Raw genomic sequence first — 16,523 nt, forward strand, 5'->3', positions numbered from 1 at the left:
ACATGTGAGCGAGACATTATCTGAACAGGCGGCACAGGCATTGGAGTGGCCTCGGTTACTGGAACTCCTCGCGCAACATGCGCGGTCGGTGATCGGAATGGCTCAATGCCGGTCTCTTCCCCTGTCGGGTGACCTCGCGGAGGCATGCCTCCAGCAACAAGAGACGACGGAAATGGTGAGATTACTGGAAGGGAGTGATCCGGTGCCGACGCTGTCATTTCCCGATATTCGTGAGCAACTGACTCGATCGAGCAAGGGTGGAGAGCTTGAACCCGTTGAATTGCGAGATTGCGCGATGGTCCTGACACTGATGACTGAAGTGGAGCAATACGCAAAGTCCCATACAGTCGAGACGCGGACTCTGGCGAGGGTTCTGGAGCCGCTTCATGTCACGAAGAGTCTGCAGGGCCTCCTGAGGGCTATTGAGAGAGTCATCCAAACGGACGGGTCGATTAAGGATTCGGCGTCGCCGGAGCTCCAGCGTCTGACAAGTCAGGCACAGGAGCTCAAGCATGAAATGCGTCAGCATCTCGAGCGGATCTTGCATTCCAAAAGATATGAAGACGTGCTCCAAGAGTCGTATTTTGCACAACGAGAAGGCCGCTACGTCGTGCCCGTAAAGGCGGACATGCGGGGGAGAGTTCCCGGGATCGTCCACGACGTGTCGGCCAGCGGCGCAACCGTCTTTGTGGAGCCTCGCGAATTGGTCGAACTGAACAATTCTATTAAAGTGGCGGATTTGGAGATCGAGCGGGAGGTGCATCGCATCTTGCGAGAGCTCAGCGGGTTGGTGGCTTCCAAAGCGAACGATATCGGTCAGGGAATCGAAGCGTTGGCCGAATGCGATGTCATCAAAGCGAAAGCCGAGGTGAGTCGTCGGCTGAAATGTAATCCGGTCGCGTTGAATGAGCAGGGACGTGTGGTCCTGAAGCAGGCACGGCATCCGCTGCTGCTCATCGCGAAAGATCACGTTGTGGCCAATGACATTCACATGGAAGAAGCGATCCGGGTTCTGGTGATCTCCGGACCGAATACGGGAGGGAAGACCGTCACACTGAAGATCCTTGGGCTGTTCGCGCTCATGGTGCGGGCAGGACTGCATCTCCCTTGCGCTCCGGAATCCGAGATGGCGCTCTTCACGGATCTCTACGCCGACATCGGGGATGCACAGGACTTGAGCCGCGATCTGTCCAGTTTTTCGGCCCACATGACCCATATGATCCGATTGCTTTCCGAGAGCGCTGCCGGACCGACACCAGACGAATGCTCCATGCCGTGTTCGCTGGTGCTTCTTGATGAGCCGGTGACCTCGACCGATCCGCAAGAAGGGGCAGCCTTGGCAGAGGCGCTTCTGTGCCGCTTGTTCGAAATGAACATGAAGGTGGTGGCGACGACGCATTATGGCGCGCTCAAAGAGCTGGCACAGACGACTCCTGGTTTCGCCAACGCCAGCGTGGAATTCGACGTGGAGCGCTTTGCGCCGACCTATCGATTGTTCGCAGGGATCCCGGGTGGTTCATCTGCCTTGGAGATCGCCGGCCGACTTGGGATGGATGAACGTATCGTGAACGACGCGCGAACGCGGCTCCACCGCGATAATCAACGGCTCGACGAACTCATGGCCGATTTGCAACGGAAGCAGCGCCAACTGGCTGAAGATAGCGTCCGGATCCAGAGAGCCAGGCAAGAAGCCGAGCAAGCGGCTCGGGAAGCGCAAGCGCTCCGGGCGCAATTGGAAGCGGCCGAGCAGGAAGCTCGACGAGGGCTCAAGAAGAAACTTGGCGAGCAGTTTCAACGCGCACGAGCGGAGGTCCAGGCCACCGTCGATTCCCTGAAGCGCGAGCAGAAGCTGATCAAGGCGAAAGAAACCAAGGAGCGCTTGCGCGAATTGGAAACGCGAACCAGAGAGGAACTTGCTCCGACCGGCAAGCCGATTCCACTTGAGCAGCTTGGGATCGGCGATACGGTGGAAATCGTCGGGTTGGCCATGACCGGAAGTTTGCTGGAAACGCCTCAAGGGAAAAAACGCGTTCGTGTCAAAGTCGGCGAGGGGGAAATCCTGGCGACTGTCTCGAGCCTTGTCGGTCTCGCGCACGAAACAGGTGCAGAAGCGGCACCATCGACATCAACCGTTACAACTCCCCGACGAGTTTCGACGAGCAATGGATTGGGGCTGGATGAACAGACAGTGGTAGACGTACGAGGGCAGGCGGCAGATGACGCACTCGATCAGGTCGTCGCGGCGTTAGATCGGGCGGCTCTGAGCGGCGCCCCGTACCTCCGTATCATCCATGGGCATGGGACTGGTCGTCTCAAATCTGTCCTGCGCGAGTACCTGGAAGAGTCGCCCTATGTAGCGGAGTTTCGCCCTGGTGATCGCGCCGAAGGAGGGGATGGAGTGACGGTGGCGAAATTGTGCTGATTATTTTGGCGGAGGATACGTGCCGAGATAATTCTCAGGCCACTCGATGTGGCCAAGAAATTCCCTCCTACTCTTGGGCCTCGCCCCGATGACGCCCAATGCTGAGTCCATGATGACCGATCTGGCGTCATGGCTGTCGCCTGCGAGAGTGCCTAATCAAAACGTTTCATCCCCAGTCGGCTCATAGTGCGGCTCAGCGTTCATGTCGTGTCGCAACTTCGATAACTCGAAATACATTCGGCGCCGTGCCCGGCTTTGATTGCCGAGCGGGCGGTGCTCGGCGATGCAGTGCCACGGGTTGTAGGATAGGCGTCGCGCGAACGCGATCTGCGCCGGTGCGTCAAACTTCTGTTTTGGGATGCGCAAGGTGGCCACCGAGACCCGGGGCGACAGTCGCTCCGGCCACAGCACCGCATTGTTTTCGATCGGCATCAGATGAGGATCGGTCTGTAACTGCAAGCGAATATCCAGCTCGACATCGCCCTGATCGAGCGCGGCGACCATGGCCTTGCGCAGGTAGTCATCAGGCGGCCGCAGCGGCAGGCGTGGGATTGGGGTTTTCTTGTTTGATTTCGGCCACACCGAATACTGCATCGCCTGCCCTTCTCCCAGCAGATAGGGCACACAACTGAAGTACGGCGCCTCGAACGGGCTACTCTGCGTCTTGATCCACAATCCCTGCATGATGAAGTCCAACAGGTGGGGACGGCGAAGATTGAAAAAGTAGAACATCTGCGCATTCTTCAGGCTCTCAAGTTGCAACTGAGCATTCGCGCGCGTGTCCGGCGTGACAAAGGTCGGCGTGGACACGCCAAACATATCCTGCGTGAATTTCTCCTCGTCCATTAATTTTGGACCGGGAACTCCCATCAGCTTGATGCTGATGCTCATGAACCCCACGTCGTCGATGTCCGGCGTCACGTAGGGCCCGGGCCCGGAAAAGCGGACCCATGCGCGATAGGTTTTGGGTTGCGCGTAGATACCGTGTCGGAACCGAGACGGCAGGCCGTCATGGACGATGAACTCCGCGCGCACGATGCCGTGGGTCTTGGTATTTCCGCCGCGTTCGAATCCGCCCGGCTTCCACAGCCCGCGCATCTGCTTCCGGAAGGTATCGATGATCGATTGGAGCGAACTTTCTTCGTCTGGTTGCACCCGTTCCTCGGCAATCTTCAGCCCTTCGTCCCGACGCTGCCAGTTGATCAGGGCGGTGGTCAGACTCGTGATCGGGTCTCGCAGCACCGCATCGAAGGCCGGACGCATCCAGGGATCGATGCGCCGCTGCAGTTGCACCAGTCGCAGGGACGTATCGCTGATCCAATTGAGAACTGCCGAACCCGTATTGGAAGGCGGCACCGGGCGGCTCGTGTTTGAACCCAACACGTTCCTTGTCATGGTGACCCCTTTCAGCGCGCCGTGGCGAGGTACCGCAATGCGCGAATACCGGGCAGGAAAAAGTAGGCGCCGCCTTGCACGGTGACGAACCGTGGCAGGCCGGTCAGCCGTCGATCCGGACCATCGGCTTGCGGAATCGAGAAGCCGTCGGTGGGAGAATCTCCGGGGTCCGGCAATCGATGGCCGAGCAGTGGGTCGCTTTCGCCGGTGAGCCCGGCAAACTTGCTCCCGATCAACCACGCGCTTTGCACGAACTCGAACTGGCGCTTGATATTGGCCACAAGGCAGATGAAATAGATCCCGGTCTCCGTGCAGGGCGAGGATTGCGTCGCAGACAGCTCAGGCGTTACGCCTGCACCGAATGTTCGTCCACGGCGAAGCAGGCGATGAAAGCGTGTCGATGCGACCAAATCCTGTTCCAGCGCCGCTGCGTTGAATCCCAACATGCGCCACAGACGCGAGAGGATTCCCCCCGGGCCGCCCGGCAAATCCGCATTGCGCGGATTGGTCCGGCGAATGTGAGCACCCAACGGGCAGCGCAGCCCTCGCGGATCAGCTCCGTAGGTGAAGTCGTTCAGTTTTGATTGCTGCGCGGCAGCGTCGCCGGCGACTGAGTCCTCGCTTGGCGCGACCAGAGGTTCGCCATTCTTCTTCCGGCCAACCATCGCGGCGGCTAGTCGCTCGCGCAAGTCCGTATTGCCTTCCGCTTGCCGGTCCAGTTCGCGCCAGAAGCCTTGCACGTCCTGGTGAAGTTGACGCAACACGAGATAGCAGCCGTTGCGTCCGAGGTCGGCTTGGTCCGGCGCGTCTTCGGCTCTCGGCAGGAGAGCATCGGGGTCACGCCGTGGAGTAAGCAGCGGACGCGGTGTGTAGAGCCCGTATTCGTTGGGATAGCCGAGCAGGAACTCGCCGAGGCAACTCACGTTGCTGTACTCGAGCTGGTCCTGGTCGCGCACCGGGCGCTTGCGCTCCCAATCGATTTGCGGTTGCGAAATGCCGTCGACGAATCCAAACGGTTCCACGCCATGTAAATCGGATGTCGACAGGCGTTCGATGCGCACGAATCCGGCCCCGCATTGCGCTTCGATCTCCTGTTCCCATGTCGCCAGTCGCCCGGAACGGGCATACAGAAGCACGGCGACGTGCGGCACCCGCTCCCCGGCGCCCCAATGCCAACCGCTTGGATCATTGGCGCCGATATCTCCCAGACGGCGCGCACGTGCGGCATCACTCGCCACGCCGGCGACAAATTCAGCTGAAAACTCCGCGAGCAGGTCGGGGGCGAACTCCAATGCACGCAGTCCCTCGCTCGTGAGGGCGACGTGGAGCGCAGTCTCGGGCAGTGGATCGGCCTTGACGGCGCTCGTGACCGGCGCCTGCGCCAGCCACGCGCGCGCAGCGGCCGGATCCTTGACGCGCAGTAGGAGAAAACAAGCTTCCGTCAGGTGCTTGTACCCGAACCGCACCAGGCCCTGAACGTCGTCCAGTTCCACAGACCGCCCCTGACTCAGGATTGTGCTCATAGCAGCTGTAACCAGGCTTGAGCCTGCGTATCAGTCACGTGCGCAAGCTCCAGCCCTTCCCTGATGCGCTGGTTGCGCTTGAGGTTGACCAGGGCCAGGCCCGGGTAGGCCTGGTACCAGACCTGTGTCGGCAACTGATGGCGCCGCTGGTAGTGCTTGAACTTGTTTTCAATGCGTGCGCCGCGCGCGACCAGCCAACGCGTGCGCGGCCAGCCCACGCCGTGGCTGAAAGCGAGATTCAGGCCCCACGCCACCTTGTTGATGAAGTCATCCATGTAGGCCTCGTGGCCTCCGTCATAGTTGCTGGTGAAGACGAGCCGACGATTGTCATCGAGAAAGGCCCAGAACGCGAAGTGAATCGTCTGCACGCGTGCGAGAAAACCGCGCGTGAAGACATGGCGACAGGTATAGTCGATCAGCACCAGCAGCACCGTCACGAGCCAGCGGCGAAATAGCCCCGGCTTGACCGAGCCGAACGCCGTGTATTGGTTGGTCACGTCGTAGTCTTCCAGATGTTGCAATTCCAGGAGCGCCGCGCGGTCCGGGGGCGGGCATATTTCGGCGTCGCTGTTCTCTTTCGTTCGCAAGACGAGGATCAAGAGCGGCGACAGGACAATCAGAAACGGCAGCAGGATCAGGCCCGCCAGCGGAATCGTAACGAGATGGAGGAACTTGGCGATGTGCCAGCGCAGTGGTGTCGGCTCCGGCGGCGTCAGGCCAAGCCTCCCGGCGCTGACTTCAGCATCGACGAAGTCGATCAACTCGCGCCGGAGTTGCTGAGCTTGCACGGCCGATGCGATCGCCGCGCGCGGCACTCTCGCGGCGAGAGCACGTTGCAGTGCGCTTTCCTCCTTGACTTGCCGTACCGTGCGACCGACCCAGTTGATGTAGTTGGCAGCGAGTCGATGTTGATGCGCTTGCATCCAGGGTAGTAGATCCTCATCCGCGTTGAAGCCGTCGCAGTGCATGAAGATTCGGCGCAACCCCGTGTCCGCGCGCCGAGCCAGATCCGCGATGCACTCGCCTGCTGATCCGTCACAGCTACCGATAAACGCAAGGTAGACGGGTAGGCTCGGGCGTGGGACACCGTGCGCTTCGATGTCGCCGAGCGTGGGATCGTCCAGCACCACCAGCCGCGCAAAATGAAGGCGTTCGAACTGCCCGAATGGCAAGACCGCGTTCGTTGGGTCGGCCATACCTGGCTTCGAATTCATCGTGTTCAGCAGTTCCCGCAGACCGCGTTCCCGACCTGGCGTGACCGGTGCCACCAGCATGAATTGGGACTGCGGAGTCACGGCATCACCCATCTCGTGGCAGTCTTGGCTGTTGGCCTATCCATGGTGTGCTCCCGCTCCCGACGCCACGGTTGGTTCACGACGGGGTGCGAGGCAGGCCGGTAAGGTGTCGTAGTCCTGTCGCAGCAAATCTTCCGCGTCAAAGGTTGCACCCCGTGTTCGGTGGATCGCTGCCACTGTTTCTTTGCGAAGCATCTGCAGATCTGGATGACTCTTCCACTGGTCCAGGCTCACTCGGTGATGCAATAGATGCATGGCCGGCGGCATCGGCGCTTCCAGCTGTGCGGGACCGGCAAGATCCCACATGCCTAACCGCACGAAGATCCGATCGGCACATTGCGTTAAATTCGTCTCGACCTCGGCGGGAGACCCATGGAGAAAGTTCGGGGGGAAACTATCCTCTCCATGATGGCAGGCACCACAATACTGATGGAACGTCTTGTGTTCGCCGATCAGTGAAGCCTCGTGTGCCACGCCTGGTCTGGGATGAGAGGCAACTTCGTCGTCCACCGGCAGGGGCATGCCACGATCATCCAGACAGCAGCGAGCGACGACCGGAACGCCCAATTGCTGATCGAGTGCCGCCAAGAGTGTCACACGGCGGAACGGCTGGTTTGCGAACACATCAGTTCGGCTCATCAAGGTCTCTCGTGCCACGGCGCTTACCGCATGTTTGAACCGCTCAGGTTGCCGATGTGCCACGTGTTTCAGTCGATCGAGATCCACTGGAGTGAAAAACTGCGCGAACGTAGTCAGGACTCGTTCGAGTGTCTGTGGAGTATCGGGGACGGTCCACACTTCCAGTGGTTCTCGCGGCAGCGTCGGTTCGTGCGGTCCGCGAAACAAGGATCGTGGTTCTCCTCCCTCCAGGGCAGTGGCTTCTACCTCACTGAGCCCTGGAAACTCGCTTACCGCCACATACCGAAACGGATTGCGGTTGGGGATATCCGGATTGGGAATGGACAGCCCTCGCGGCCAGCGTGCTCGCCACGTGGCAAGGAAGGATGGTGGCTCCACGTGGGGATCTCCAGTTTGCCAATCCTGGACCGATCCTTTTGACATCGCATACCGGAGCACCCGCTCGATCAGTTCGGCTCGACACCTGATCGACTGTTCCGGTCGATCGGCCTGTTCGCATCCCTCGCGCCAGAGCAGGTGGGCCAGCGAAATCTCGTTGGCTCGGTCGGTGGCATCATCGAAGGCCTGTAGCACACCCACCCCTTGTCGAATGGGAAAGCCGTGATATTGGCGGCGTTGATGCGCAATGAGCGCGGCGATTTTGGGATTGACGTTGGTTTCATCCCACATGGGTCGGGAAAAGATGGGGCTCTGATTCTGGTGGCAGGCGGTGCAGAGTGCACGGTTGGCATACCGAACAGTCGGCGTGCCGCCGGCCAGATAGTTGCTGACAATTTGAAACTCGAACCGGCCCGCCGCCTCGTTATAGCTGATGATCTCCAATACAGCCGTCTTTTCGTGGTAGCCGATGAAGAGCCGATCTTTGAGATGTAGGCTCGATGCGCCTAAGGCCGAATCGGCTTCCGTATCGACAGCGAGCACAGCTCGCGGATAGGTAAAGTACTCGCCGTCGCCGGCCCGCCGCTGCAGCGAGCGATTGACGGGAATCAGCAATCGTTTCAGGGCCGGCTGTGCGTGTTCGGGATGGAGGTGCGATTCGATGCGAGCCAACAGAGCGGAAAACGGAAATGGAATGTCATAGATCTTCTTACCGTTCACGTTCTTTGTAATAAGGAAATCGAACAGAGATCGCCCAATCGGTGGAAGGTTCGTCCCTGGTTCGGTCGGATCGACAACCCATGGTGGTATCGTGGAGCTGGGAGGCGAAAGAGCAGTAGATTGTGCAACCTTGGCAGGCCGTTGGTCAGCAGACGTTCCTGCATCTCGGGGATCACATCCTGAAACCAATACCGTGATCATGACCATACATCCCAATCTCGTCGCCCACAGTCTGGCCATTCGTCGCATGGTTTGTCCGGTTGACATTCGCAATCACTGGGTTTCCGCTACCCGGGCATGTTGGTTGCCCGGCTTGTTGGTCATCGCCGTCATGCGTTGATTACCGATCCAACAGTCTTCATTGATGGACCCAGAGCCGACAAAGCCAGGTGCCTCCTTCTCCGCGACCGCCTTATTGTAGAGGGTGAAATTCAATGCGAAGACCTTTCTGATGTAGGCACGCCCAAGATAGAACCCGGGGCGAACCATGCGAATCTCGTCGCGTATCTCCAAGCCTTCCCGTCCGGCCAGCACGTCCGGCATCTCGCGGTAGCCAGGCAGGTCGTCCGTAAAGGCATAGTCGATGATGATGGATTCTCGACGCCCATCCAGCAGGCTCTGACCACAATAGAGTTTCGCGGGGAACAACAACCAGGCGTCCTTGCCGTCTACGTCCAGTTTTTGGATCTGCTCGATGTCGGGACCCACAATCGGCTTCAGGATGCGCAGATCCTCAATGCGATTTCGAAGTACTCCTTCGCTGCGATAGAAGACCTTCCCTTTCCAGATAAATTCACCGACGTGCTCGAGTGTGGCGGCCTTGAGGTCGACGATGAATCCTTTGATGCCTCCTCCGACGATTTCGGCAAGGCGGGCCCGTTCGCTCGATCCCTTCGGGAAAAACATTTGCCCATCGTAAACCCCGTCCGGAACCGGGCCGGCTGTCAGGCGGGCATAGATCTGATCGATCTGTTCCTGAGTGGCCCCCTTGAGATTGTCCGGCGTGACCTTCATGAGATCGGCCGGCTTGAGGGGGGACTCGTGCTCCAGTCGGGCCAAGTCGATCTTGTCGGAATATCGTTCGCCGCCCTGGGCGAAGGGAATCGGCGGCGGATCTGGGTTACAGCCGAGGAGAACGGTTTGGCTTACCATCAAGCCGATTGCTATCAACCATCGTGTGCGTCTCATCGTGATTACCTCTTCCCAGGGTTCATGCCATCAGAGTGTCGCGAGGAACGCTGTCAGCGCATCCTTCTCCTGATCCGAAAGATCTTCGCCGAATCGGTGCCCATCGTTTTCGATGACCGCGAGACTGTTGCTGTAGATCTCGCGCAATTCCGCTCCGGCCTCGAGTATCGATCCCGGTTTCGCGAGCAACTCCGTTCCCTTGTCTTGGATCGTTTTGGCGATCCGTTCGCCTTTTTCTGCTCCATACCGGTCGGCGTACTTGGCTTTCAGTTTGTCGAAATTTACCCGTGCCATGACGAGGTCTCCCACCAGCTCCTTGTGACGGAAGTTCCCAATGCGCGCGGCCGGCGTGCCGACCGGAAAGCGAATGGCCGTGTCAATAAAACGTTCCAGCTTGCCGTCACCCAGCTTCGGGAACAGCCGAATGGTTACGTCGGAATTGAACCCGGTCACTTTTGGAATTCGTTGGGATGGGTTGAGGAGCTCTTTCATCGACGCTTTGTAGAGCGTGAATCGACCCTCTACGCTGGGATCGAAGACCCAACAGGGCGGCGGGCTGGCCAGCGGCTTCCCATCTTTATCGACATATGGCGGGTAGTAGTGTTCGTCCAATGGGCCACCGCAGACTTCAGGGCCCACTGCGTTATCGTGCATGAATGGCGCATAGGCCCATAGGCTGAGCAAGGATATGTTTCGGTAGTAGCCCCGTCCACCGTCGGAGGGTTCCTTGAGTTGAGGATCACCGGGTTTTGCCCGTAAGGTTTCCGAGGCGTACTCTTCCCAAACATGGCCTTTCATGTGATTGGAATGGAGGGAGCGAGAACGGTTTGTGCCTACCTCACTCACGGGGATGAGCTTGTCGTTCCCGAGCCAATCGACGCGAATGCCTTTGTCCTTTGGATCTGTGGAAACCGTTCGAAAGTCTCGATTCTCGAACGGTCCGCTCTGGCTGGAATGGCACGAAGCGCATTTGCTCGCGAAAATCGTGCGGCCCTTCTCGACTGCCCCTTTACCGAATTCCTTATTGAGTTGTTCGACAAGCGCGGCGTTGTTCTTCAACCCACGCGCTTGGTACAGATCGGCCGGGGCTCCAGTTAGCAAGAACTGAGCGATTTCGCCCAAGCGATCTTCAATCGCCCGGAATTGCGAACAGTCCCGGCGAACCTGTCCGATGTCGAACGGCGTCTGCCCAAAGCCGCGCATCGTGGGATCGAGTTGGCGCATATCCGTAAGATGGTTGACCCACCCTTCCTCGGAGCAGCTTCCGATGTTGAAGTACACACGTTGAATTGCTTCGAGTGTCCCGATACTGTCTTCTCCACCTTTCAAAATATGGTGAACGAACTCTTTCTTTCGGCCCCGCTCCCAGCACTTGCCGTCCTTGCCCGGCTCGCACCAACAGGTCCGCTCGTCTCCTCCAGCCGGACATTGGTTGGTCTTGCGCCATTTGATGATGTCTTCCTCAAAGGTCGGCCGCTTGGCCAGATTGATAATTGCGTTCATCGTGCCGGCATTGTTGACCTGATCGTTGGGAATCGCGGAGGTATCGACGGCACCCGGCCTAGAATGTCCGTATATTTGGTATTCAATGGTGTTTGGCGCCATTCCCGACCCTAAGATCTGCGCAAATCGGCCGTATTGATTGCCGACCGTACCGGAGAGATTCTCCCATTTCGGATGGGCGGGATCTTTAGGAGGATGGAGTGGGTCAAAGGCGATGTGGCAGGCTCCGCAGGACATGCCGATGCGATAGGGCGGTTCAATGGAGCCATCGACTAAATGACTCTTCGCTGGCGCTTCGCGGTCCTTCCGCGGTGCCACTTTGGCCGTATAGCCGTCCCACGAGTCCAAGTGCCCGCCGTTAATCTTCAGCCATTTCACCTTGTCGAACTTTGGATTGGGAAATTTTCGCAACCCCAGTGCTCCGGTCGACGTACCGAATTCGAGGTCGCAGGCTGACTGACGCATATCTTTGGGACCGTGCGGATCATCTTTGGCGAGTGGAACATCCTTCAAATCGCAGGCGGGATCGCGATAGCCAGGCTTCCCGACATGCTTGAGCAATTCGTCATCGCCCGGGCAATAGTCAAACCCATAGGTCTCGTCATAACTCTTCGCCGGACACTGAGGATCGCCCGGTGTACAGCAGTCCGGATCGTTGATGAGACCCCACCGATGGAAGCGTTCCGCGCGCGTGTCGCTGCGCAAGACCCGATACCAGTCAATCATGACGCCGAGCCGTTGCTGATAGACGTAGGTAAAGAAACGCGCATTGCCGGCCGTGGCGTTGAACCAAATGTCCGCTCCGACTCGCTCGGCCTCCGTCAGATTCTTGCCATATTGGAACGGTGAAGTGATGGGGGTGTTGCTCGCGGCATTTACCGGTCCATCGTGTAGGGCGAATGAACCGACAAACAAAGCCAGGCCGAGCATGATGGTAAGCACTGCGTGTGTCCGTCGTATGACCATGTCTTCCTCCTGTCCTTACGTGCGGATTCCCCAAGGAGCCCGTCGCTCTTGGTGTACTACCTACGTGTGGTCAGCTCGTCGAGAGCTGCCGAAGAGGGTATAAGACCGGTATTCCTCCTCTCGCGATTCTGGTAATTGTGAGGATTAGTTGTCGTTCGACGGCTCACGGAGGTCTCCTTCCGACAGAAACCGTCCATAGTCAATGAACCTGGACGGCAAGATACCTAACGACTGTCCAAAGAGCAAATAGGCAAAGAGCTTGCCGAACCGCGGGCCGGAAATGACCATCCAGATTTGTGGAGATAGTAGAAGGAGCTCAAGAGTTAAACTCTTAGACGAGTATCGAATCGGATACCGAAGAAGACAGAAAGATACGAGCGAAGAAGATTTTTCGACTTGTCGGGACGGACTCTAGTAAAAGTAACGAGTCCGTAGGACAGTGGCGCGCATGTTAGGCGGAGCGATCTCACGGTATGCAGCTTGAGAAGAATCTTCTCTCGGAGCGTACGCTGTTGCGACAGTGTGTACATAGTAGGTTGGTTTTGATTATTTTGTGATGATGGAAGAAGAACTCGAAGGTTGTGTATCTCCTCCGACACCGACTGGGGCGAGAGATCAGCCGATTTCGCTCATACCATGATGTAGAGTTGCCATATCGTCACGGAGGGAACATACGGAAGTTCAATCGCCCCACCATACAGGCGTGATAAACAAGATATCCTGAATCTTGCCGCCTCTCGAACTGCAAGCCATTGATCTAGAGGGCTTGTTCCTTGACAGGTGAAAAGCATTCTTGCTAGCTTGGCTAGTTATTTCTTAAAGTAAGCGTCTGATCATCTCTCCCGACCAGGCTATAGGTTCAGTGACTTTCCAAGAACTCATTCTTGCCCTTCATCGATTCTGGGCCGATCAAGGGTGTGTCATTCATCAACCCTATGACATGGAAATGGGTGCCGGCACCTTTCATCCGGCCACATTTCTGCGATCACTCGGACCGGAACCCTGGCGGTCGGCCTATGCCCAACCCTGCCGCCGCCCGACCGATGGCCGTTATGGTGAAAACCCGAACCGTCTTCAACACTATTACCAATACCAAGTCGTGCTGAAGCCCTCTCCGGACAACATTCAAGAGCTGTATCTGGACAGTCTGGCTCGGCTGGGGATCAACCCGAAACACCACGACATCCGCTTCATCCAAGACGATTGGGAATCGCCGACGCTGGGGGCCTGGGGATTGGGATGGGAAGTGAGACTGGACGGAATGGAGATCACTCAGTTTACGTACTTTCAGGAGATCGGCGGGATAGAACTGAGCCCGATCACCGGCGAAATCACCTATGGCACGGAACGCATTGCGATGTATCTCCAGGGAGTCGACAACGTCTTTGATCTCGCCTGGACCGACCGTGTCACATATCGAGACATCCATCACGAGACCGAAGTACAAGGGTCGCGCTATAACTTCGAGCAGGCGGACGTGGCCATGCTCATGCAAGCGTTCCAGGCGAATGAAGCGGAGTGCAAACGATTGCTTGCGCAGACCGATCAGCGTCTGACGCTGTCGGCCTACGATTACTGCATCAAATCATCCCACCTGTTCAACCTGCTGGATGCCCGAGGGGCGATCAGCGTCGCTGAACGGACGGGCTACATCGCTCGGGTGCGGGCTCTCGCCAGGCAGTGCGCCGAGCGCTATCGCGATGAGCGGGCGGCGATGGGACATCCGTTGATGAAGGCGCAGGTCACGCATCGATGAGCCGCACACTGGTCAAGAAACGGCAACAACGGACGCTGCCGGCCAAGGTTCACGCCGAGTTATTGTTCGAGATCGGCACTGAGGAGCTGCCGTTCGAATTTATCGTTCCAGCCGTGGCATCTCTTCGAGAAAGTGCCGACCGTCTCTTGCGGGACGCGCGATTGACCTTCGAATCGATCAACACCTATGCGACACCTCGACGGCTGGTCTTGACTGTCGATCGCTTGGCCACCCATCAAATAGCCGTCGTCAAGGAAACAATGGGGCCGTCGAGAATGGTGGCGTTCGACCAAGCCGGCCAGCCCACGAAGGCGGCGATGGGGTTTGCTGCGGGCCAGGGTGTTCCAGTCGAGAGCTTGGAGATTCGTGAAACGCCGAAAGGCGAGTATCTTTTCGCGGTCAAGCGTGACGCGGGGCGATCGACTGCGGCGCTTCTTCCTGAATTGCTGCCACAACTGATCGAAAAAATGTCGTTTCCGAAAGCCATGAAATGGAACGAAACGGGTCTACGGTTCGCGAGGCCCGTGCGATGGATCGTTGCCTTGTTTGGAGGGAAGGTGGTGCCGGTGCAGGTGGCCGGCATCAAAGCCGGCAATCGGACATACGGGCATCGCGTGATGGGCAACGGAAAGCCCATTACTGTGAAGGATTTCACGACCTACACCCAGGGGCTTGAGCGGCAGGGAGTGATCATAGATCCCGACCGCCGTCGCACAACGATTCGCGAGCAAATCGACCGTCTGTGCGCCAAAGCCGGTGTTGGGTTGAATGCCGATGACACCCTGCTTGATCAGGCGGTGTATACGACCGAATGGCCCTGTGCCGTCCTGGGCAACTTCAAACCGGAGTATTTGGCAGTTCCCCAAGAGGTCTTGATGACGTCGATGAAAGAACATCAAGGATTCTTCTCGGTCAGGGACAAGAAGTCCGGTAAGCTGGCGCCGCATTTCATCGCCGTCGTCAACAATGAGCTTAAGAATATGTCGCTGATTCGGACGGGAAACGAGCGAGTATTGGCGGCTCGCTTGGCGGACGCGAAGTTTTTCTTCGATGAAGACCGGAAAGTGAAGCTGGAGGAACGGGGGAAAAAACTCACCGGCGTCACGTTCCATCAGAAACTCGGTACGATGGCCCAGAAGCAGGAGCGAATCAGAAAACTGGCTGTCTTGATCGCCGCTCACCTGGATCCTGGACAGGATGCGTTACGGCAAGTTTGTGATCGGGCGGCGGCTTTGTCCAAAGCCGATCTGCTGGCGGGGATTGTGGGTGAGTTCCCTGAACTGCAAGGCATCATGGGGGGCGAGTACGCCCTGCATGATGGAGAATCGACTGCGGTGGCCCAGGCCATTCGGGAGCAATATCTGCCCAAGGCGATCGAAGGAGAATTGCCCAAAACGTTGGCAGGGCAGATTCTTTCCCTGGCAGATCGGCTGGATTCTATCGCCGCATTTTTCCATGTGGGTATTGTCCCGACGGGATCGGAAGATCCCTTTGCATTGCGCCGTCACGCCACCGCGATCGTGAGGATCGTGCTTGAGGGGAACCTTCGAATCAATCTCCGAACATGTATCGATCATGCCATGGATATTGTGGCAAAGGACGGATTCAAAGGCGCTCCGGGATCGGAACGGGAAGCACGCCTGCGCATCACAGAGTTTATCTTTGAGCGGGTTCGCCACTACGGTCGGATCGTGTATGCCTTGCGCGATGACGTCATCGAGTCGGTTTTGAAGCCGGCGCATGACAACGCGATTGACCTCGTCGATCTCGTCCAGAAGATGAAGGCGCTTGAAGCCGTGACGAAAAAGCCAGAGTTCGATCCCTTGATCGTGGGCTTCAAGCGAGCCCATCGACTGGTGGAAAAAGAACAGTGGGAACAAGGGCCGGTCGAGGAGGCCAGGTTTCAGCATCCATCGGAATCGGCGCTTCACAAGGCGGTTGGGAAAGAACGAGATAAGATAGCCTCGGCCCTGGTGGTCGGTGAGTACAGCAAGGCGCTGGATTCCTTGGTAGGGCTCAAGCCCGGGATTGACGCCTTTTTCGAGGCTGTGATGGTGAATGCCGAGGACAAGGCCGTTCGCAGCAACCGGTTGTCGTTGCTCAAAGAGGTCGATGGGCTGTTCATGTCATTCGCGGACTTTTCCCAGATTGTGGTACAAGGACGGTAGGTCAAATCGGACCAAGAGACAGGCATCCGGCCGGCGAGGTGTAAGGCAAGACTGGAGGTGCCATGGATCAGCCGATGACGGACAGCCGCCGTCGGGCGGACAAGGTCCGGCGATTTTCCCTGGCAGTCTCGCTGGCCTTGATGGTGCTCTGCAATGCGATCCTTCTCGCCGGGCTCAGACTCAGCGGTATCAACTTGGATGACTTGGTGAAGACGCCCGATCTGTTCAATGCCAAACAGGATGTGTGTCTTCGGCTGACGTGGCAGTCATTGCCCGGCGCGAGTGAGCCTGTTCAGCTCTGTTCGGAATGGCTCAATCTCGCCGATCCTAGTGGAAAGACCCATTATCTTCAGTCTGACACAAAGCTCAAAAAGGGGTCGGATGGTCAATACCATGTCGATGAAGGTATTCAAGCGGATTACCGGTTATTGATGCTGATGCTGTTTGTCATCGTCATTATCGTCGGTGGCGTCAGGGCGAAGTGGTTCCTCGTGAACCGGTATCGGCTCCGTCTGGAATCAACCGATAGTCGGGGCGCGTCGCCCGCTCATTGATACGCATTCTTCCTGG

At 57.9% G+C, this 16,523-nt stretch carries 10 protein-coding genes; 4 read left to right on the forward strand and 6 right to left on the reverse strand.

Annotated elements, in window-relative coordinates; genetic code table 11:
- The first annotated feature begins 4 nt into the window (after positions 1–4).
- Positions 5–2,422, forward strand: a complete 2,418-nt coding sequence (locus tag H8K03_18655; protein UVT19784.1) for an endonuclease MutS2 — start codon at positions 5–7, stop codon at positions 2,420–2,422.
- A gap of 156 nt (positions 2,423–2,578) precedes the next feature.
- Here the strand turns inward: H8K03_18655 and H8K03_18660 are convergent, their stop codons facing one another.
- The 6 genes from H8K03_18660 to H8K03_18685 form a co-directional block, all read right to left on the reverse strand.
- Positions 2,579–3,739 (reverse strand): catalase family protein, encoded by a 1,161-nt coding sequence (locus H8K03_18660; GenBank protein ID UVT22541.1) that lies wholly within the window; start codon positions 3,737–3,739, stop codon positions 2,579–2,581.
- Positions 3,740–3,828: 89 nt separating this feature from the next.
- Positions 3,829–5,340 carry a peroxidase gene (locus H8K03_18665; protein ID UVT19785.1) on the reverse strand — a complete coding sequence of 504 codons (1,512 nt, stop codon included), beginning with the start codon at positions 5,338–5,340 and terminating at the stop codon, positions 3,829–3,831.
- The gene (locus H8K03_18670; GenBank protein UVT22542.1) at positions 5,337–6,635 is read right to left on the reverse strand and encodes a hypothetical protein; all 1,299 of its coding nucleotides are present in this window, start codon (positions 6,633–6,635) and stop codon (positions 5,337–5,339) included. Before H8K03_18670 ends, H8K03_18665 begins: the two co-directional genes overlap by 4 nt.
- 36 nt (positions 6,636–6,671) lie before the next feature.
- Complete coding sequence (locus H8K03_18675; GenBank protein ID UVT19786.1) at positions 6,672–8,573, reverse strand: hypothetical protein; 1,902 nt, start codon at positions 8,571–8,573, stop codon at positions 6,672–6,674.
- Positions 8,574–8,645: 72 nt separating this feature from the next.
- Complete coding sequence (locus H8K03_18680; GenBank protein UVT19787.1) at positions 8,646–9,560, reverse strand: hypothetical protein; 915 nt, start codon at positions 9,558–9,560, stop codon at positions 8,646–8,648.
- A gap of 30 nt (positions 9,561–9,590) precedes the next feature.
- Positions 9,591–11,888 carry a cytochrome c gene (locus tag H8K03_18685; GenBank protein ID UVT22543.1) on the reverse strand — a complete coding sequence of 766 codons (2,298 nt, stop codon included), beginning with the start codon at positions 11,886–11,888 and terminating at the stop codon, positions 9,591–9,593.
- A gap of 1,003 nt (positions 11,889–12,891) precedes the next feature.
- On the opposite strand from H8K03_18685, the gene H8K03_18690 reads away from it, so the two are divergent.
- The 3 genes from H8K03_18690 to H8K03_18700 all read left to right on the forward strand — a co-directional run bounded on the left by H8K03_18690 (position 12,892) and on the right by H8K03_18700 (position 16,507).
- Positions 12,892–13,785 carry a glycine--tRNA ligase subunit alpha gene (locus H8K03_18690; protein ID UVT19788.1) on the forward strand — a complete coding sequence of 298 codons (894 nt, stop codon included), beginning with the start codon at positions 12,892–12,894 and terminating at the stop codon, positions 13,783–13,785.
- Positions 13,782–15,953, forward strand: coding sequence for a glycine--tRNA ligase subunit beta (locus tag H8K03_18695; GenBank protein UVT19789.1), 2,172 nt, complete (start codon positions 13,782–13,784; stop codon positions 15,951–15,953). The genes H8K03_18690 and H8K03_18695 overlap by 4 nt, the downstream gene beginning before the upstream one ends.
- A 62-nt stretch (positions 15,954–16,015) precedes the next feature.
- The gene (locus H8K03_18700) at positions 16,016–16,507 is read left to right on the forward strand and encodes a hypothetical protein (protein ID UVT19790.1); all 492 of its coding nucleotides are present in this window, start codon (positions 16,016–16,018) and stop codon (positions 16,505–16,507) included.
- Positions 16,508–16,523: the final 16 nt, after the last annotated feature.

This window comes from Nitrospira sp., from assembly GCA_024760545.1.
Lineage (GTDB): Bacteria > Nitrospirota > Nitrospiria > Nitrospirales > Nitrospiraceae > Nitrospira_D.

What these genes read in the sequence shown, in the direction of transcription:
- H8K03_18675 (UVT19786.1), bottom strand. Translation starts at nt 8,573, where the DNA reads ATGATCACGGTATTGGTTTCAGGATGTGATCCCCGAGATGCAGGAACG.
- H8K03_18700 (UVT19790.1), top strand. Translation starts at nt 16,016, where the DNA reads ATGGATCAGCCGATGACGGACAGCCGCCGTCGGGCGGACAAGGTCCGG.
- H8K03_18680 (UVT19787.1), bottom strand. Translation starts at nt 9,560, where the DNA reads ATGAGACGCACACGATGGTTGATAGCAATCGGCTTGATGGTAAGCCAA.
- H8K03_18695 (UVT19789.1), top strand. Translation starts at nt 13,782, where the DNA reads ATGAGCCGCACACTGGTCAAGAAACGGCAACAACGGACGCTGCCGGCC.
- H8K03_18665 (UVT19785.1), bottom strand. Translation starts at nt 5,340, where the DNA reads ATGAGCACAATCCTGAGTCAGGGGCGGTCTGTGGAACTGGACGACGTT.